Source organism: Flavobacterium sp. GT3P67 (assembly GCF_004349155.1).
GTDB classification, from domain to species: Bacteria; Bacteroidota; Bacteroidia; order Flavobacteriales; family Flavobacteriaceae; genus Flavobacterium; species Flavobacterium ranwuense.
The window spans coordinates 621856-641430 of record NZ_SMLF01000001.1 but is presented as its reverse complement, the minus strand read 5'-3'; the positions used below and the strand labels follow the sequence as shown (position 1 = coordinate 641430).

Annotated in this window: 15 protein-coding genes; 12 read left to right on the top strand and 3 right to left on the bottom strand. The window is 35.0% G+C overall.

Annotated elements, in window-relative coordinates; genetic code table 11:
• Nucleotides 1-293: 293 nt before the first annotated feature.
• The 7 genes from E0H99_RS02795 (at nucleotide 294) to E0H99_RS02765 (ending at nucleotide 10028) form a co-directional block, all read left to right on the top strand.
• Nucleotides 294-959, top strand: a complete 666-nt coding sequence (locus E0H99_RS02795; RefSeq protein ID WP_131990957.1) for an SCO family protein — start codon at nucleotides 294-296, stop codon at nucleotides 957-959.
• 169 nt (nucleotides 960-1128) lie between these two features.
• Nucleotides 1129-1368 carry a ferrous iron transport protein A gene (locus E0H99_RS02790; protein WP_121343194.1) on the top strand — a complete coding sequence of 80 codons (240 nt, stop codon included), beginning with the start codon at nucleotides 1129-1131 and terminating at the stop codon, nucleotides 1366-1368.
• Complete coding sequence (gene feoB, locus E0H99_RS02785) at nucleotides 1368-3467, top strand: ferrous iron transport protein B (protein WP_131990955.1); 2100 nt, start codon at nucleotides 1368-1370, stop codon at nucleotides 3465-3467. Before E0H99_RS02790 ends, feoB begins: the two co-directional genes overlap by 1 nt.
• A 6-nt stretch (nucleotides 3468-3473) precedes the next feature.
• Nucleotides 3474-3605, top strand: coding sequence for a FeoB-associated Cys-rich membrane protein (locus tag E0H99_RS02780; RefSeq protein WP_131990953.1), 132 nt, complete (start codon nucleotides 3474-3476; stop codon nucleotides 3603-3605).
• Nucleotides 3606-4190: 585 nt separating this feature from the next.
• Complete coding sequence (locus E0H99_RS02775) at nucleotides 4191-6875, top strand: TonB-dependent receptor domain-containing protein (RefSeq protein WP_131990951.1); 2685 nt, start codon at nucleotides 4191-4193, stop codon at nucleotides 6873-6875.
• 73 nt (nucleotides 6876-6948) lie between these two features.
• Nucleotides 6949-7470: a YfiR family protein gene (locus tag E0H99_RS02770; RefSeq protein WP_131990949.1), complete on the top strand. Its 522-nt coding sequence runs from the start codon at nucleotides 6949-6951 to the stop codon at nucleotides 7468-7470.
• 104 nt (nucleotides 7471-7574) lie between these two features.
• Nucleotides 7575-10028 (top strand): PAS domain S-box protein, encoded by a 2454-nt coding sequence (locus E0H99_RS02765; RefSeq protein WP_131990947.1) that lies wholly within the window; start codon nucleotides 7575-7577, stop codon nucleotides 10026-10028.
• A gap of 267 nt (nucleotides 10029-10295) precedes the next feature.
• Here E0H99_RS02765 and E0H99_RS02760 read toward each other — a convergent pair whose 3' ends face one another.
• From E0H99_RS02760 to E0H99_RS02750, 3 genes are all read right to left on the bottom strand, one after another.
• Nucleotides 10296-10712, bottom strand: a complete 417-nt coding sequence (locus E0H99_RS02760; RefSeq protein ID WP_131990945.1) for a hypothetical protein — start codon at nucleotides 10710-10712, stop codon at nucleotides 10296-10298.
• A gap of 46 nt (nucleotides 10713-10758) precedes the next feature.
• Nucleotides 10759-11412, bottom strand: coding sequence for a metal-dependent transcriptional regulator (locus E0H99_RS02755; RefSeq protein WP_131990943.1), 654 nt, complete (start codon nucleotides 11410-11412; stop codon nucleotides 10759-10761).
• A 144-nt stretch (nucleotides 11413-11556) separates the two neighbouring features.
• On the bottom strand, nucleotides 11557-13428 hold the full coding sequence (locus tag E0H99_RS02750; RefSeq protein ID WP_131990941.1) for an Nramp family divalent metal transporter: 1872 nt from the start codon (nucleotides 13426-13428) through the stop codon (nucleotides 11557-11559).
• Nucleotides 13429-13548: 120 nt separating this feature from the next.
• Between E0H99_RS02750 and E0H99_RS02745 the strand changes: the two genes are divergently transcribed.
• The 5 genes from E0H99_RS02745 to E0H99_RS02725 all read left to right on the top strand — a co-directional run bounded on the left by E0H99_RS02745 (nucleotide 13549) and on the right by E0H99_RS02725 (nucleotide 19526).
• Nucleotides 13549-15792, top strand: a complete 2244-nt coding sequence (locus E0H99_RS02745) for a TonB-dependent receptor (RefSeq protein ID WP_131991623.1) — start codon at nucleotides 13549-13551, stop codon at nucleotides 15790-15792.
• Nucleotides 15792-16259: a thioredoxin family protein gene (locus E0H99_RS02740; protein WP_131990939.1), complete on the top strand. Its 468-nt coding sequence runs from the start codon at nucleotides 15792-15794 to the stop codon at nucleotides 16257-16259. Before E0H99_RS02745 ends, E0H99_RS02740 begins: the two co-directional genes overlap by 1 nt.
• Before the next feature lie 35 nt (nucleotides 16260-16294).
• Nucleotides 16295-17446, top strand: coding sequence for a lycopene cyclase family protein (locus E0H99_RS02735; RefSeq protein ID WP_131990937.1), 1152 nt, complete (start codon nucleotides 16295-16297; stop codon nucleotides 17444-17446).
• 102 nt (nucleotides 17447-17548) lie between these two features.
• Nucleotides 17549-17959 (top strand): BrxA/BrxB family bacilliredoxin, encoded by a 411-nt coding sequence (locus E0H99_RS02730; protein ID WP_091172289.1) that lies wholly within the window; start codon nucleotides 17549-17551, stop codon nucleotides 17957-17959.
• 211 nt (nucleotides 17960-18170) lie between these two features.
• Nucleotides 18171-19526, top strand: coding sequence for a rhodanese-related sulfurtransferase (locus E0H99_RS02725; protein ID WP_131990935.1), 1356 nt, complete (start codon nucleotides 18171-18173; stop codon nucleotides 19524-19526).
• The last annotated feature ends 49 nt before the right edge of the window (nucleotides 19527-19575 follow it).

Sequence of the window (19575 nt, the reverse complement as noted above, 5' to 3'; positions counted from 1 at the left end):
TATTATTTACTAATACATCTTTATTGGACTCCAAAATTTCTAAAAGGTTTAATTAAAACGAGAATTAATTTCATGTCCTTTATTTCGAAGGAATCTATCTGAACTAAGTATTGTGTGAGGTCAAACGCATTAAAAATGGAACCACATAGAAACATAGAATTTAATTTTTGTAGGAATAAAGACTATGTTTCTATGTGGTTTAAACTTTAATATTAATGCGTTTGACGTGAGTATTGTGTTAATTTGAATTAAAAACAAATCTCGTTTTCGTATTTTTGCATCAAAATAGCGTTATGTCAGAGTTTTTCAAAAAATACCGACTCTTTTTCGGAGTCTTCCTTGTTCTTTCGGCAATCATTTTATCCTTATTTTATTCGGCTTTAAAGCCAAAAAAAACACTTCCAATTTATAATCCTGTGGATGTAAATCCTGAATTAGTGGACAGCACCGTTCAATACAAAAGCAAGTATCATACGATTGCTGACTTTTCGTTTGTCAACCAAAACGGAAAAACCATCACCCAAAAAGATTATGAAGGAAAAATATATGTGGCTGATTTTTTCTTTACCACTTGCGGCTCCATTTGCCCAAAAATGACCTCCAATTTATCCGATATTCAAAAAGCTTTTGCTAATAATCCAAAGGTGAGATTATTATCACATACCGTTTTCCCGGAGACTGACAGCGTTCCCGTTTTGAAGGCTTACGCCAAAAAACATCATGTTGATGATGCCAAATGGAATTTAGTCACCGGAGATAAAAAAGAAATTTACGCAATGGCCAGAAAATCCTATTTGGCCGTGAAACTGGGAAAACCAAGCGAACTATATGATATGGTTCACACCGAAAATTTTGTTTTGGTCGATACTAAAAAAAGAGTTCGTGGTTTTTATGACGGCACCAACAAAGAAGACATCAAAAGATTAATCGAAGATATTACTTTTTTGAGCAACGAATAAAGCACTTTTAAGGTTATGTAAATCGCTTATAATCTGATTGAAAAACCCAGCAAAACAAACTATTGCCCGATTCTTAAATTTATCCAAAAAAACTACAAAATTGACAATTATCATTTTTTTTAGTTTTATAATATGTACTTTTGCAATCTTAATTCAATCTAAATAAGACTTGCAAACAACGATACATTCTCTAAAAAAAGGTGAAAAGGCCATTATCAAAGATTTTGATATTGACATTGTTCCATTGAAATTACTAGAAATGGGATGTTTGCCGGGAAATATGGTTGAACTGCTTCAAATTGCTCCTTTTGGCGATCCTTTATACCTTAATATTAATGGCTCACACGTTGCTATCCGCGTGGAAACAGCGCGTGAAATTGAAGTTGAAATACTAAAAAACAACTTATAATGACCAATCAAAATATCAATGTTGCTTTAATCGGAAATCCTAACACGGGGAAAACTTCCGTTTTTAATCAGTTGACAGGCCTTAATCAACAAGTGGGAAACTACCCTGGAATTACGGTTGAAAAAAAGATTGGTTTTTGCAAATTACCCAATAATGTTAAAGCTAACATTCTGGATTTACCAGGGACATACAGCCTGAATGCAAGTTCGATTGATGAAAATGTAGTCATTGAATTATTACTGAATAAAAACGATAAATTATATCCGGACGTAGCGCTTGTAGTTACTGATGTTGAAAATCTAAAACGAAATTTACTGCTTTTTACCCAAATAAAAGACCTTGAAATTCCCACAATATTAGTCATAAACATGGCGGATAGAATGAAATTTAAAGGAATCACATTAGACATTCCGTATCTTGAGGAGCACTTAAAAACAAAAATCGCACTGATCAGTTCGAGAAAAAATTTTGGGATTGATGAATTGAAAAAATTGATTGTCAGTTATAAAACTATTTCCAGCGAACCATGCCTGAATGCGTCAAGTATCGACCCTGAATATTTCAATAGTTTGCGCAAAGCATTTTCTAACCAATTGTTATACAAATTGTGGCTGGTAATTACGCAGGACGTCAATTTCCTGAATTTAGAGCGAAATGAAATCCGAAGTTCGTTTACTAAATCCCATTCGGATTTAAAACGTTTGCAACAAAAAGAAACCATAAAACGCTATCAATTCATCAATGATGTTTTGAAAGAAGGATTAAAAATAGACACCACTATTGCTAAAGATTTCCGAAGCAAACTGGATCGCGTTCTGACACATAAAGTATGGGGATATGTAATTTTCTTCCTGATTTTGTTTGTTATTTTCCAATCTATTTTCGAATGGTCTAAAATCCCGATGGATTTCATTGATGGCACTTTTGCTACGTTGAGCACTCTTGCTGCCGAAGAATTACCGGCAGGAGTTTTAACCAATTTAATTTCACAAGGAATCATTCCCGGAATAGGAGGAATTTTGATATTTATTCCACAAATTGCCTTCCTGTTTATGTTTATTTCGATTCTTGAAGAAAGTGGCTACATGAGTCGAGTCGTTTTCCTGATGGATAAAATCATGCGAAAATTTGGTTTATCGGGTAAAAGTGTGGTGCCACTTATCTCTGGAACTGCCTGTGCTATTCCTGCAATTATGGCCACTAGAAATATCGAAAACTGGAAAGAAAGATTGATTACCATTCTGGTAACACCATTTACAACCTGCTCTGCCAGATTGCCTGTTTATGCCATTATTATTGCACTGGTAATTCCGGATAATCGCGTTTTTGGTTTTCTGAACATGCAAGGAATGACCTTGATGCTGTTGTACCTTTTGGGTTTTGGAATGGCTATTTTTTCAGCTTACATTTTGAATAAAATCCTTAAAATAAAAGGAAAAACATACTTCGTAGTAGAAATGCCTAATTATAAATTACCACTTTTCAAGAACGTGGGAATCAATGTAATCGAAAAAACAAAAGCCTTTATTTTTGGAGCTGGAAAAATCATTTTAGCCATTTCTATTGTATTGTGGTTTTTAGCATCATACGGGCCCGGCAAAAAATTCAATAATGCAGAAACAATTGTTACTGAAAACACCAAGCAAAATCCGCTGTCAGAAGCAGAGTTTGAGAATGCTGTGGCTTCACAAAAACTAGAAAACTCTTATATTGGATTAATGGGAAAAACCATTGAACCAGCAATTTCACCTTTAGGTTACGACTGGAAAATAGGGATTGCCATTATCAGTTCCTTTGCTGCCAGAGAAGTATTCGTAGGAACATTGGCTACGATTTACAGCGTAGGCGGCAGTGATAATGAAGTAACAATCAAAAATAAAATGGCTGCCGAAATCAATCCGGTAACCGGAGAAAAGATTTTCAACTTTGCCTCCGGAATATCATTGCTGTTGTTTTATGCTTTTGCCATGCAATGCGCCAGTACACTTGCAGTTACAAAAAAAGAAACCAATTCATGGAAATGGCCCGCTGGACAATTGATCTTCATGTCCGGATTTGCCTATGTAGTGGCTTTAATTGCTTATCAAATTCTAAAATAAACGATTATGGATATTCAAGAAATAATTGCTTTTATCGCTTTGGGAATTGCCCTTGCTTTTTTGATCAAAAAATTCTTTTTCAAAAAGAGAAAATCAGATAAAAATTGCAGTAGTGGTGATGATTGTGGTTGTCATTAAAAATCCTATTTTTCTATTTTAAATAGAGTTACTTTAAAATACAACAGGGTTAAACTTTCCTTAAAAAGATAAAAAAAATCTTTCTATAATTTATAGAAAATCACTTTTTTTTGACTAAATTTACTACAGTAAAAAATAAGTTTTTAGACTCAAAATCAGTCGTTTCCGTTTTTTAGCTTTAAAAAAATGCTTTCAGATTTGAACTTGAATCTAATTTGGCTTTTGAACATAATTTCAGCATTATCCCTAAGTAATTGAAATTATAGAACTATTATGAATTGGTAATTCGCATACGATTAGACTATCATAATTTTTAGTAAAAAATCTGACAAATACGTTATAAATATCTTTAATCCCATTGAAAATATTTCTCGTTTTGGGATAGATCTAATAGGAATATGTAGTGCCATTTTTAGATAGACTTCTTTTAATAACTTAAAGAGAACTGTCTTTTGATTTCATCATTATTCTTTTCACTGACTACTTTTTCTAAAAAAAACATATTAAGTAGTTCAATGAAAACTTCTTATAATTATTACGTTGCAATTGATTTCAAACCAAAAAATGAACCAATATCAACTGATCATGAAAAAGTATGCCTCGATAGTGTTTTTTATGCTAAACATCACGTTTCTTTTTGCACAAAAAGAAATCTCGGGTTTTGTACTAGATAATGCTGGTATTGCGATGTCAGGCGTTAACGTCACCGAAAAAAGAACAAACAACAGCGTTTCCACTGATATCAATGGAGCATACAAGATTAATGTTAAGGAAGGAGCTATTTTGGTCTTTAGTTACTCTGGTTTTTCTAAGCAGGAACACGACACAACCGATTCTATTCTAAATGTTTTTTTATCTGAAGGAGGCGGACAAAATCTTAACGAAGTTGTGGTTACCGGAACAAGAGCTGTACCCAGAAGCAATACCACGACTACACTTCCTATTGATGTAGTATCATTTGAAGAACTGACTTCAACCGGACAGGCAACTTTTGACAAAGCATTACAATACAAAATACCATCTTTCAATACCGTTCAAACTCCTGTAAATGATGCCACTTCATTACTTGATCCATACGAAATTAGAAATATGGGACCCAGCAGGACGTTAATCCTTATCAACGGAAAAAGAAAAAATTTAAGCTCCTTACTTTATGTTCAAGCCTCTCCAGGACGTGGAGAAACTGGTGCCGATATTTCTGCAATACCAATAGATGCCATAGAAAGAGTTGAAATTCTTCGTGATGGCGCATCGGCTCAATATGGTTCAGATGCAATAGCCGGGGTAATCAATATTATCTTAAAAAAAAGAACCGATGATGGTTCCGTAACTGTAAGAACAGGCATTACGGCAGAAGGTGATGGCGAAATGCTAGGCGTGAGTTTGAACAATGGATCTACTGTAGGCGAAAAAGGTTTTGTAAATTACACGCTAGATTTTTCAAAAGTGAACTTGGCCAACAGACCCGGAAAAGTAGATGCTGATGGAGATTTTGCCAGTTTCGGCGGCACTATTTCTGGCATTAACACCTTAGCAGATATTAAATCTTTTCTTGCAAAATATCCAGATGCTCAAAACATCAATGAATCTCCACAAACTGCTGCCGTAAAATTTCTGGTAAACGGCGGGTTTGTTTTATCAGATGAAACACAATTGTATTATAATGCCGCTTATGTCTATAAAAAAGTAAATTCTTTTGCCAATTACAGAACACCCTATTGGGGCTATGGAGAGGGAGTTACTTTAAACGATCTTCCCTACTTATTAGACTTCTTTGGAGACGGAACGGCTGCTTCTTACAAAGGGTATCATCCGACATTTATTGGAGATTTGAACGATTACCATGCTAGCTTTGGTTATAAATCTATAAAGAATGGATGGAATACTGATGCCAGCATAACTGCAGGTGGCAATAAGCAAATCTATACCATAGAAAACTCTCACAATAGATCAGATATTCAAGATCCCAATAAGATTAATATATATCGAGAGAACAGTCCCATATTTTTTAAACCGGGAGGAGCTTCGTTTAACCATATTGTAGGTAATTTAGATGTTTCTAAAGTATTATCTGATAAAATAAGTATTGGTTTTGGTTCTGAGGTTAGAACAGAAACTTTTGAAGTGATTGCAGGAGACAAAGCATCTTGGGATGGATTTGGTGCGGACTCATTTGCTGGTAACAGACCCGAGGATTCAGGTAAATGGAATCGTTATAACTTAGGCGGATACTTCGATTTAGCGTATGATTTTACTAAAAATTTCTTAGTAAACGGTACGGTTCGTTATGAAAATTATAGCGATTTTGGGGGAGCAACGGTTTGGAAATTAAGTTCCAGATATAAATTCTCGAATGATAAAATTACGATAAGAGGATCCGTTTCCTCTGGATTCAGAGCACCAACATTACACCAAATTTACACTCAAAAATCACAATATTCATTTGTACCTGACCAAGGGGTCCGAGTTAGTGGAATTATAAACAATGTTTCACCGCAAGCACGCCAATTAGGCATTCCTCCATTAGACGCTGAAAAATCAACAAACATAACTGTAGGAATAGGAGCCAACCCTTTAAAAAAATTAAACTTTACTATAGATTATTATAACATCAAAGTAAAAGACCGGATTATTTTGGGGGATGAAGCAGTAACTTCATTCGGTACCGTTGTCTGGTTTGAAAATTCATTCGATTCGAGAACTTCAGGCTTAGATGTAGTAATGAATTACAGTTCCCTAGTATTAGGAACTGGAGAATTAGGAATCAATTTATCAGGAAACGTAACTTTTGAGAACAAAAGAATTTCACCGGTTGCAAGTGATAATTTTGGAGCAACACTTAACGCATTAATGTTTACATCAAGACCTGAAACAAAATGGATTTTGGGAGCAAATTACAAAATTAAAAAGTTTGACTTATCGCTTAACAACACGTATTTTGGAAAAACAACATTCAAACAAGACGGTTTACATCCAAATTTAAGAACTGAGTTTACTCCAAAAATAGTCACTGATTTAGGAATTAATTACGCTGCAACAGAAAAATTAACAGTAACTCTTAATGTGAACAATATATTAAATGTATTGCCCGAATGGAAATTTAAATCCGAAAACACGTCTGGACAAACAATTTTGAATGATCCTACTCAAGTAAAATCACAATTTAACTTAATTACATTCAATGGCCGTTATTCACAAATGACCTATCAAGGATATCACTTTAGCCAATTAGGGACCTTGTTTAGTTTATCATTAATCTATAAATTCTAATATCAGAATTATTTAAAAAACACGATAGAATCAATAATTTCAATCAAGACAGAACTTCTTAAAAACAAAATAGATGATACGTAGAGAGCACATGTTTTTTTGGATAGTAATTATTATTTTAATGGGAGGAAATCCAATGTCAGCCCAAGAGGGCACCGGGGAGAAGGAATATGCTCTAAAAGCTGATTTTCTGTATCGTTTTGTAGATTATGTTTATTGGAAAAATTATTCTAAAAAACAAACTTTCAAGATTGCTGTTCTGGAGGAAAGCCTAATTACTACTTCATTACTTGACATTACTAAAAACAAAAAAATTGAAGTCAAGGAATATAAAAATTTGAACGAATTAGGTTTTTGCAATATTCTGTTTATTCCTTACAATTGTACCATACCAATTGAAACCATTCTTTCTAAATTTTCCGGTAAACCAGTACTGATTGTGACAGAACAAAATGGTTACGGAAAAAAAGGCACACACGTGAATTTTGTTACAGTCGACAATAAATTAAAATTTGAAGTAAATCTAAAAGCAATAAATAAATCCGGAATAGGAATCAGTTCCTTCTTGCTGAAACATGCAATTATTGTGCAATAATAGTATCAAATTACAAATTTAGATCGTTCAATTTGTGTGTGAATTTGGGTAAAGAAGGAAAAACTTACGAAAAAGTGCATTTACAGTATTAGAAAACAAAAAAAATGATGAATCTACGCAACATTTCCATTAAAAGTAAGCTGGTACTCATGCAGGTCTTCACCTCTGCATTTGTATTAGGGATTTGTATTACCGCTTTTGTATTAATAGATATAAAAGGATTTAAGGACCGGAAGGTCAAGAGTTCCTTTGCCATTGCGCAAGTGGTAGGATTTAATAGTATTTCTTCTCTTGAGTTTATGGATAATGCTTCCGCAAAAAAAATCCTGTCGGAACTAACCGCGCAAAATGATATTTTGAATGTAAACATCCTTGACAAAAAAGGCAACGTTTTTGCGTCCTATACGAAACCTGGCTCCGACCCCAGATATCGGTTTTCAGTTCCTGTGATGGGTGAAAAAAGCTTTTTATTTACCAATCAAAATCTCTTTGTGTACAGCAAAATCAAAAAAGACAAAGAGACTATAGGATTAGTCTGTATTCGCTTTGAATTGTCAGAATTGAATAAAATAAAAATGGATGTTTTACGTATGGGCATCGTATTATTAATAGTCGGAATCGGGCTCGCTTTTTTAATCGCCATTTTCATTAAAAAATACATTTCGAAACCCGTATTGAATTTGGTAACAGGGATACAACAGATTAAGGATACCGGCGATTATAAAATCCGCATGGCTGTTGAAGGGAAAGATGAAATCAGCATCCTTTCCTTGGGGCTTAATGATATGCTTTCAACTATTGAAAAAAGAGACAATGAAGTGGCGCAATCTAAAGAACAACTGAATGAACAAAACGCCCTTTTACAATCTGTTATACAAAACATGGGTGACGGGTTGATTGTAGTTGATGAGAACAGAAAATTCATTTTTTGGAATGCTGCTGGGGAAAGAATAATTGGGATTGGCCCCATGGATATTCCTCAAGAGAGATGGGCTCAAACTTATGGCTTCTTTCTGCCCGATACCAAAACAATTTTTGATACTAATGAATTCCCCTTAGTAAAAGCATTAAATGGTGAAGAGGTGGATAATATGGAAATATTTATCCAAAATTATAAAAAACCCGAAGGTCTTTTTGTTATTGTAACTGCCAGACCATTAAAAAGCCCCTCTGGGGAGATCACTGGTGGGGTTCTGGTTATTCACGACATTACGGAACTAAAAAATTCGGAAAACGAGATTAAAAAACTAAATGAAGAACTGGAACAAAAAGTAACAGAACGCACCGCCCAATTAGCAGAAGCGATTGAAACCCTCCGTAAAAGCGAAGAAAAATATCGTGAAATAGTAGAGAATATAGGCGATGTGGTCCATACATCGGATTATAAAGGTTTTTTTACCTATATCAATCCTGCTTCTATAAAACTAACGGGTTACACGCCAGATGAACTTATAGGGAAACATTTTTCAGAACTTGTAGCTCCGGAGTGGAAAGACCGTGTGGCTGAATTCTATTTAAATCAATTTAAAAATAAAATAGATGAATCCTTGTTTTCATTTCCTATCATTACCAAATCTGGAGAACAAAAATGGGTGGAGCAAACGGTCATGCAGTTACGGGAAGGGAATAAGATAACCGGGCATAAATCTATTCTGAGAGACGTTACGGAACGGAAAGCAGCTGAACAAAAATTGAAAGAAAGTGAAGGTCAATTGCAAACCATATTTAATGAAGCTCCAGATGCCTTAATTGTAATAAATGATGAAGGAATTATCATCAGATGGAATCCGCAAGCCGAAAAAATCTTCGGATGGACATTAGGAGAGGTTCTAGGAAAACCCATGCGAGATTTAATTATTCCTGTGCAACACAGAGAAGCGCATACTAAAGGTTTTGAAAATTTCCTTATAACAGCCGAGGGGCCCATTATTAATAAAACAATTGAAATTACAGCCCTTAACAAACAAAATGTCGAATTTGAGATTGAGTTAACCGTGTCACCGGCAACTATTTTAGGACGATATATCTTCATTGCTTTTATCAAAGACATATCGTTGAGAAAAAAAATGGAAAATGAAAAAATAGAAGCCGACAAATTAGTGCGTCTTAACGAGCTAAAATTGAAATTAATTCTGGAAAATATTGGCGAAGGAATTATTGTAACTGACAGCCAGAAAAGAATTGTTTTATCCAATCGCATGGCAGAAGAAATTATAGGGATAAAACAAGATTCCGCAATGCCAACCACTCTGGATTGGTCAACTAAATATGATCTCTATTATCCTGACGAAGTAACCGTTTTTCCTGCCCAAAACCTTCCATTGGAAAAAGCGTTAAAAGGTGAATCAACGGATGATGTTGAGATAATAATTGAAGATACCGAAACTAAAACCAAAAAACGGGTTGTCATTAGCGGCAGGCCCATAATAGATGAAAACAACTATGTTATAGCCGCCGTTGCAAATATAAAAGATATTACCTATTACAAAGAGCTTGAGGTCGCTTTAGAGGAAAGCGAGCAGAAATATCGGAAATTAATTGGATTTAAAAAGGGATAAAAAAAAGTATTTACTGTACTACTTTTTTAAACTTAAATGAACTTATATACCTTATATGTTAAGAAATTTAAGCCATATAAGGTATATAAGTTCATTTAAGAAAGTGCAATCATTCGCTTTTTTTGCAAGGTTTATTTTATATGAATGTCCGCTGAGCGGGTTATAGTTTTTTTACACACGAATTTTCATATTGAAATAAAAAGCTAAACACTAATTTGTGGAATTCGTGGCGAAATTTTTCTTTGGTATTATTCACGGATAATTATGTTATTTTATATACCCGATTTTTACATAATAATTTTTCGGATTGATTTTGCCCCCTTCTTTTGGATAAGGAAAAACACTAAAGCTTTTTATCTTTTTTTGTTTTTCCGGCAAATATTTAGAAAACCACTGCTTATTTTCTTCTTCGTTTTTCATCGAAAAAACCATCGTGTGATCCTCAACTAATTTTGAATCTTTGTAAACCGAAACTATAACCGAGGCTTCTCCAGCCCAAATACATGTCACACCCTCCGGGCAGCGGGAATCAGAAACGACTGCTGCCAAAACCAAATTAAATCCCTTTTTCTTAAGACACTTTTTCTGGGTTATCTTTAGGGATTGAACGTTTTCTGTTTTGGCGTTTTGTGCGAAAGTTATCGTACCAAGGATCAAAAGAAACAACAGCAATGACTTTTTCATGTTCTTTATTTTTTAAATAGTTTATCCAAAGATAACTCCAAAATAGTTACGTTAATTTTACAAAAAGGTTACTGGCAATTTTATTTGAAATGGTTAAATCTTTGTTGTCCACTTTTATTTTCAAAGACAAATCGAAACTTTCTTTTCCTATTATTTCAATTTTAGAACCCAGTGCGATTCCCTGTTTGTCCAAATATTTTAGAAACTCTGATGAGGTATCTTTAACGCCAACACATATTCCTGCCTGATTTTCGTACAATTCCGAAAGCAATTGTTTTTCGATTTTAACGATTTGACCATTTGCATCAGGAATAGGATCTCCATGTGGATCTTCGGTGGGATTGCCCAGAAAATCATCTAGTTTGTTGATGAGTTTTTCTGATTTGATATGCTCTAATTGTTCCGCAATATCATGGACCTCATCCCAAGAAAAATCTAGCTTATCTACTAAAAAAACTTCCCATAGACGGTGTTTTCTTACGATCATTTTTGCTGTAATTTTTCCGTGGTCAGTCAAAGAAACACCTTGGTATTTTTTATAATTAACCAAGTCTTTTTCGGCTAATTTCTTGAGCATATCAGTCACTGAAGAAGCTTTGGTTTCCATTTTTTCGGCAATAGCATTGGTGCTTATTTCTGAATCTGAAATAATAGTAAGGTGATATATGGTTTTAAGATAATTTTCTTCTGAAAATGTCATTTTTTTATTTTTTTAGCCCTGATTACTTCACTTATTTTTTATTTTTATTGGAGTTCAGTGAACTTCGTTTGAAGCGGTATCCTTTTCCTGCTTTTTTAAGCAGGAAAAGATATAGCGAATAGCAGGAAATAGCTCCTGAAAAATTTAATTTTTTACAATAAGTAACGGAATAGAAATTTTGTGGCGCAATTTGTCAACCGTGGTTCCAAAGACTAAATCCTTGAATCCCGTATGACCGTGAGTTCCCATAACCAAAATGTCAAATTCCCCTTTATTGATGATCTCCGGAATCACTTTATTAGGTTTTCCAAATCCTAATTGTGTTTCAACTTTAAATCCCTTTTCAGTAAGCATTACTTTGTATTCCTCTAATAATTTTTCGTCAATTAACGTTTCGTGATCATCCGTATTTTCACCATAAATCATAGCTCCAACGGTTTCTACCACGTGAATCAAAGTGTATTTTGCTTCTATTCCGCCTAATTCAAAAGCATTATTTAACGCTACCTCATCTGCACTGGAGAAATCGACGGAGACCGCAATATTCTTTCTAGTATAACTTCCCGATTTAGAAAATTGCAATTTTAAACTATGTGGCGAATGATTCTGAATATCTATTTTTGTTTTGGCAACAAAAGGATTAAATACAATATAAAGCAACAAAATCAAGAAACCTATGGCTAAGGGAACTACCGTTAACCATAACAAAAGTGGATTTTCGGAAGTTTCAAGCCATCCTGTTATTTCATCAAAAACCAGTTTAGCATTTAGTGAAACAATAATTGTTGCAATAATCCACGAAGCGATTTGGGTAATTTTACCGATATGAAATCCTTTCATCTTTGATTTATCACTTACAAAATGAATCAATGGAATAATGGCAAAACCCAGTTGCAAACTCAGGATAACCTGACTCAAAATCAGTAATTTTCCCGTTACGCTTTCTCCATAAATCGTAATTACAATAACGGCAGGGACAATGGCGACTAAGCGTGTGATGATTCTTCGAACCCAAGGCTGAATACGTAAATTAAGATAACCTTCCATCACAATTTGACCCGCCAGTGTTCCTGTAATTGTGGAACTTTGTCCGGCAGCAATCAAGGCTACCGCAAATAATATAGGCGCAAATTTGCTTCCTAAAAGCGGTTCCAAAAAGCGGTGGGCATCTTGAATTTCAGCTACATCAAACATCCCGTTTTTATAAAATGTGGCTGCAGCCAATATCAAAATAGCAGCATTCACTAAAAAAGCTAAGTTTAATGCAATCGTAGAATCTATGAAATTGTACTTCAAAGCTTGCTTAATCCCAGCTTTGCTTCGGTCGAAGTTTCTAGTTTGTACCAAAGAGGAATGCAGGTATAGATTGTGTGGCATCACTGTAGCTCCAATAATTCCTATAGTGATATACAATGCGGCTTCATTAGGCATGGAAGGAATTAATCCAAACAGTACTTTGTCGAGTTCTGGTTGAGCAAAAATCATTTCAAAAATAAAAGAAAATCCAATGATAGCAACCAATACAATAATAAAAGCTTCCATTTTACGAATGCCTTTGTTGATTAAGAACAACAACAAAAAGGTGTCTAAAACTGTAATTAACACCCCTTCGATCAACGGAATATCAAACAGTAAATTGATACCGATTGCCATTCCTAAAACCTCGGCGAGATCACAGGCAGCAATAGCAATTTCGGCAAGGAAATACAATATATAATTGATAAATGGCGAATAGGTTTCTCGGGAAGCTTGCGCCAAATCACGTTGGGTAACAATCCCCAGTCGGGCACTTAAGCTTTGCAACAACAAAGCCATAATGTTACTCATCAATAAAACCCAAAGCAAGGCATACCCAAACTGGCTTCCACCTGCAATGTCCGTCGCCCAGTTTCCCGGATCCATATAACCAACACTAATTAAATAGGCCGGCCCAAAAAAAGCAAGGATTTTTCGGAATACTGATTTCTTGTTTAGTGTGGAAACCGATTGGTTTACTTCTTCTAAGGATTTAGTCATATTATTAAGTTATTGATACAAATGTAATTAAAAAATTTGTTTTGCAAAATATAATTTTTAGCTTTGCCTAAATTTAATTTAAGTATAGTGAAAAAATTATATGTGTTATTTGTTTTTCTGATGTTTAACTTCGGCTATGCCCAAGAAAAAAGTAGTCTTTCGGGATTCGTCTCATCAGAAAAAAAGGGCGTTTCGGATGCCCGTGTGTTTTTAATTGGAACAAAATACGCCGCCCAAACAGATAGTTTAGGGAAGTATAGCATCGAAAATATTCCTCAGGGGGATTACAGAATTCAGATTACAGCAAGCGGTTTTCAAACTTTAAAAAAGAACATAACTGTCAAAATTAATGAAAATAGCATTCTGGATTTTGAACTTTCAAATACCGAAAATCAACTCAACGAAGTAGTTGTTTCGGGAACATTAAAAGCGGTAAAAAGACTAGAAAGTGCCGTTCCAGTTGAGGTTTATTCTCCAATATTTTTCAAGAAAAACCCAACGGCCAGTATTTATGAAGCCTTACAAAATGTAAATGGCGTAAGACCACAGCTTAATTGTGGCGTTTGTAATACGGGCGACATCCACATCAATGGACTGGAAGGCCCGTATACTTTGGTTCTAATAGACGGAATGCCAATCGTGAGCAGTTTATCAACAGTGTACGGGTTATCCGGAATTCCAAATTCATTGGTGGAACGAATTGAAATCGTAAAAGGTCCCGCTTCGTCTTTATACGGTAGTGAAGCCGTTGGCGGTTTGATTAATATCATTACTAAAAATCCAACAAACGCGCCCCTATTTTCCGCTGATGTATTTTCTACTTCTTGGTTGGAAACCAATGTTGATTTAGGAGTAAAACTCAATGTTGGCAAGAAAGCGACGGCACTTTTAGGTTTAAATTATTTCAAATACAATCAAAAAATAGACAACGATAATGATAATTTTACCGATGTTACTCTTTCTGACCGAATTTCCCTTTTTCAAAAATGGACTTTCAATAGAAAAGAAAATCGATTGTTCACCATTGCGGCACGTGGCGTTTATGAAGACCGTTTTGGCGGAGATCTGCGTTGGGAGAAAAAACACCGTGGCGGAGACGAAATCTATGGCGAAAGCATTTATACCAAACGGGCAGAATTATTAGGAAGTTACCATTTGCCTTTTCAGGAAAAACTGATGCTTTCATTTTCAGGAAATGTACATTTTCAAGACAGTCGGTACGGCATCACAAGCTATATTGCCAATCAAAAAATTGGGTTTTTACAATTGACTTGGGACAAGAAAATAGGAAAAAATGATCTGCTTACCGGAATTGCCGCCCGATACAATTATTACGATGACAATACGCCGGCAACTTCAAAACTCGGAAACAACAACCCAGAAAAAACCTGGTTACCGGGAATTTTTATTCAAGACGAAATTACGTTCACTGAAAAACACAAGCTGTTACTGGGAATGCGTTACGATTACAATTCTTTTCACGGAAGCATCTTAACGCCAAGACTAGCCTATAAATGGAAATTGGACGACAACAACATTATTCGTTTGAATGCCGGAACAGGTTTTAGAGTGGTAAATTTATTTACCGAAGATCATGCAGCATTAACTGGCGCTCGTGAAATTATAATCGCAAATAACCTGAAACCGGAACAATCCATAAATGCCAATTTGAATTACATCAAAAAAATAAATTTCGACAACGGCACCTTTATAGGAATTGAAACTTCCTTTTTTCATACCCGATTCAGCAATAAAATTGTTTCGGATTATGATACTGATCCAAACCAAATTATTTATGACAACATTAATGGCTATGCGATAAGCCAGGGAATCAGTACGAATATCGATTTCAATTTTCCGAATGGATTAAAAATAATCACAGGTGCTTCTTTGTTAGACAATAAAAACGTTGAAAATGGCCGAAAAGAAACACCTTTTCTAACCGAAAAGTTTACTGCAACTTGGAGCGTTTCATATAAAATTCAATCTATCGATTTAAATATTGATTACACTGGAAATGTTTACAGTCCAATGCAATTACCTCTTTTAAGTTCTTTAGATCCTCGTGCTTCAGAATCGCCATGGTACAGTTTGCAAAACATCCAATTCACGTATTCTGGTTTAAAAAACTTTGAATTTTATGCCGGAATAAAAAACCTGTTGAACTTTTTACCTAAACAAAATAACCCATTTTTAATTGCAAGAACAAATGATCCTTTTGATAAAAATGTTACGTACGATACTAACGGACAAGTGCTGGCAACGCCTGAAAATCCATATGGATTAACGTTTGACACGACTTATGTGTATGGACCCAACCAAGGAATCAGAAGTTTTTTCGGACTTCGCTATACGTTGAAATAATGAAAAAAAAGCTTGCCATACTGTTGCTTTTATGCTGTGCAATTCCTACTGGATTTGCACAGCTACATTCGGCTTCATTGGAACAAATAGACAGTTTACAAAGTGTTGAAAAGAGAAAAACGATTGTTTTCATTCAAACCGATTGGTGCCAATTTTGCCATGCGATGAAAAACACTACTTTCAAAAACGAGGCAATTATTACCGAACTCAACACTTATTTCTATTTTGTTGATTTCAACGCCGAAGAAAAACGAACGGTAGTTTTCAACAAAACCACTTTTCAATTCAAGCCCACAGGAAACAACTCCGGAACACATGAACTGGCCATAGCATTAGGGACGGTAAATAAGCAACTGAACTTTCCTGTTTTGTGTGTTTTAAACAGTGAAAATGAGATTATTTTTCAACACAGCGGATACTTAAAACCAAAAGAATTTAAGCTGATTTTAGAGAAACTAAAAGAATAAAATTGTCTATTTTTGGGAAAATATCAAATTCCCAAATGAAACACTACGATTATATTTTTACCGGTGCCGGATTATCTGCTTTGATGACCGTGTATAAAATGGTGCAATCCGGTACATTTAAGGATAAAAGTATTTTGTTATTGGATGAAAATACTAAAAAAACCAACGACAGAACCTGGTGTTTCTGGAAAACAAATGACTCAGTTTGGGAAAATTCAATCTCAAAAAAATGGGATTCGGCTTTGTTTGCCAATGAAGACTTTCGCAGAAATTTAGACTTGAAACCATATCAATACAACATGGTGAAAGGGCTTGATTTTTACACTCAAGTATTTGATTTGCTTTCGAAACAAGACAACATCACTTTCCTCCATCAGAAAGTATTGGAAATTGAAGAATCCGAAACTATAATTCTGATACAAACCGAAAACGTATCCTTTTCGTGCTCGAAATTATTTAATAGTATTTACAACAAACAAAAAGCGGAAAACCAGACGAAATATCCTTTGCTGCAGCAACATTTTATTGGTTGGTTTATCAAAAGTGAACAGCCTGTTTTCAATTCGAAACAAGCGACTTTCATGGATTTTTCGGTGGAGCAAAAAGGAAATACCCGTTTTATGTACGTGTTACCCACTTCTAAAACTGAAGCTTTACTGGAATACACCTTGTTTTCGCACAACCATTTAAAGACGGAGGAATACGAAAACGGAATAAAGGAATACATTCAGAAACTTGGCATTACCAAGTATGAAATCGTCGAAAAAGAACAAGGCAGTATTCCGATGACGTGTTATCCTTTTTGGAAAGCGAATACTAAAAACGTACTCAATATTGGGACCTCCGGCGGTTGGACGAAAGCCAGTACCGGTTATACTTTCAAAAATTCCGATAAGAAATCAAGTCAATTGATCGCATTTCTTCAAAGGGAAACCGACTTCACAAAATTTCATAAAAGAACCAAATTCTGGTTTTACGATTTGCTTTTGTTAGACATTTTAGACCGAAAAAATGAATTGGGTTCCCCTATTTTTTCTTCGATGTTCAAAAAAGGAAATCCAAGCTTAATTTTTAAATTTTTGGATGAGGAAACTTCACTTAAGGAAGACATTCAAGTGATTTTAAAATGCCCAAAATCATTATTTATTAAAGCCCTGTTTCATGTTGGTTTCAAAACAATGAAATAACAATCAAACTATAACAAAACTTTATAATTGAACTCCTGTTCTTGAATGTAAACTTTGTAACTTTGCAACTTGAAGTTATTATTGATTTAAAATAAAAAAGATATGTATCCAGAAGAAATGGTAAAACCAATGCAAGCGGAATTAACAGCTGCAGGTTTTCAAGATTTACATAGTGCTGAAGCAGTAGAGAACGCAATGAAATTAGAAGGAACAACACTTGTAGTTGTAAATTCGGTTTGTGGTTGTGCTGCTAGAAACGCACGTCCAGGAGCAAAAATGAGTTTAGATGGCGCTAAAAAACCAGACCATTTAATCACTGTTTTTGCAGGAGTTGACAAAGATGCAGTTGATGCCGCAAGACAACACATGTTCCCTTTTCCTCCATCATCGCCAAGTATGGCTTTGTTCAAAAACGGAGAATTAGTGCACATGCTAGAGCGTCACCACATTGAAGGTCGCCCCGCAGAACTAATTGCTGAAAACTTAAAAGACGCTTTCAACGAGTATTGCTAATTAGAAAAGGTTCAAAGAAACAAAGGTGCTTAGGCACAAAGTTTACAAAAAGCACTATTAATTTAGTGCTTTTTTGCTTTTACTCCCTTTCTTCTCTTCCCTTCTTAAACCTTTGCCTCTTTCTCCCTATCCTTCTTTGAACCTTTGCTCCTCTGAAACTTTTTCTCTACTTTTGCAAAAAATAAATTTCTCAACTTAAACTGTTTATAGCATGCAACTGTATAACACATTAAGCGCAGAGGAAAGAGCCATCATGATTGATGATGCCGGAAAACAACGTCTTACGCTGTCTTTCTATGCTTATGCGCAAATCTCAAATCCAACACAATTTCGTAACGAATTATTTCTGGCGTGGAACTCACTTGAAGTTCTGGGTCGAATTTATGTCGCCAGTGAAGGAATCAACGCCCAACTATCACTTCCTGCCGACAATTTCTATGCGTTTAAAGATGCTATTGAAGTCTATGATTTCATGAAAGGAATCCGATTAAATATTGCCGTAGAACAAGATGATCACTCGTTTTTGAAACTCACCGTAAAAGTGCGTGACAAGATTGTGGCTGATGGTTTGGTCGATGAAACTTTTGATGTGACCAATATTGGAATTCATTTAAAAGCAAAGGAATTCAATGAACTTCTGGAAGATCCCAACACGATTGTGGTCGATATGCGAAATCATTACGAAAGCGAAATTGGACATTTTACCAAAGCCATAAAACCAGATGTGGATACTTTTAGAGAAAGTTTACCCATTATCGAAGAACAACTTGCGGAACACAAACAAGACAAAAAACTATTGATGTATTGCACCGGAGGAATCCGTTGCGAGAAAGCCAGTGCCTATTTCAAACACAAAGGTTTTGAAAACGTGTACCAACTCGAAGGCGGAATTATTGAATACACGCGCCAGGTAAAAGCTGAAGGATTAGAAAGTAAATTCATTGGAAAAAACTTTGTATTTGATCACCGCTTGGGCGAAAGAATCACTGACGATATTGTTTCGCAATGCCATCAATGTGGCGCACCTTGTGACGTACATACCAATTGTGTGAACGAAGGCTGTCATTTGCTTTTCATCCAATGTGATTCTTGTGCAGCGAAAATGGAAGGCTGCTGTTCTGCTGAATGTGTAACTGTAATTCACTTGCCTGAAGAAGAGCAAAAAGCCATTCGCAGAGGAATCAAAAACGGAAATAAGATTTTCAAAAAAGGAAAATCAGACGTTTTGACTTTCAAAAATCAGGAAGAAACACATGGTGTTTTTGTTGCAGAAAAACCAAAAACTGCCGTTAAAAAAGAACCAAAAGTTAAGAAAGTTTATATTGGAAAAGGAACGCATTTCTTTCCAAAACCAAGTATCGGTCAGTTTTTAATCGAAGAAAACGAAATCAAAATCGGCGATACCATTCTAATTAAAGGTTCTACAACCGGCGAACAAAAATTAGTAATCGAAGAAATGCTTGTTAACGATTTAGCACAAGAAAAAGCAATTTCTGGAGACACTTGTACTTTTAAACTGCCGTTCAGAATTCGATTATCTGATAAATTATATAAAATCACAGATTAAATATTAGGATAAAATCCTATAAAATTAACTCATTACAATCTGATTTGTA

Coding starts and splice junctions, on each gene's coding strand:
- E0H99_RS02775 (WP_131990951.1), top strand. CDS start 4,191: ATGAAAAAGTATGCCTCGATAGTGTTTTTTATGCTAAACATCACGTTT.
- E0H99_RS02750 (WP_131990941.1), bottom strand. CDS start 13,428: ATGACTAAATCCTTAGAAGAAGTAAACCAATCGGTTTCCACACTAAAC.
- E0H99_RS02765 (WP_131990947.1), top strand. CDS start 7,575: ATGATGAATCTACGCAACATTTCCATTAAAAGTAAGCTGGTACTCATG.
- E0H99_RS02730 (WP_091172289.1), top strand. CDS start 17,549: ATGTATCCAGAAGAAATGGTAAAACCAATGCAAGCGGAATTAACAGCT.
- feoB (WP_131990955.1), top strand. CDS start 1,368: ATGACCAATCAAAATATCAATGTTGCTTTAATCGGAAATCCTAACACG.
- E0H99_RS02735 (WP_131990937.1), top strand. CDS start 16,295: ATGAAACACTACGATTATATTTTTACCGGTGCCGGATTATCTGCTTTG.
- E0H99_RS02770 (WP_131990949.1), top strand. CDS start 6,949: ATGATACGTAGAGAGCACATGTTTTTTTGGATAGTAATTATTATTTTA.
- E0H99_RS02745 (WP_131991623.1), top strand. CDS start 13,549: ATGTTTAACTTCGGCTATGCCCAAGAAAAAAGTAGTCTTTCGGGATTC.
- E0H99_RS02755 (WP_131990943.1), bottom strand. CDS start 11,412: ATGACATTTTCAGAAGAAAATTATCTTAAAACCATATATCACCTTACT.
- E0H99_RS02795 (WP_131990957.1), top strand. CDS start 294: ATGTCAGAGTTTTTCAAAAAATACCGACTCTTTTTCGGAGTCTTCCTT.
- E0H99_RS02725 (WP_131990935.1), top strand. CDS start 18,171: ATGCAACTGTATAACACATTAAGCGCAGAGGAAAGAGCCATCATGATT.
- E0H99_RS02740 (WP_131990939.1), top strand. CDS start 15,792: ATGAAAAAAAAGCTTGCCATACTGTTGCTTTTATGCTGTGCAATTCCT.
- E0H99_RS02760 (WP_131990945.1), bottom strand. CDS start 10,712: ATGAAAAAGTCATTGCTGTTGTTTCTTTTGATCCTTGGTACGATAACT.
- E0H99_RS02780 (WP_131990953.1), top strand. CDS start 3,474: ATGGATATTCAAGAAATAATTGCTTTTATCGCTTTGGGAATTGCCCTT.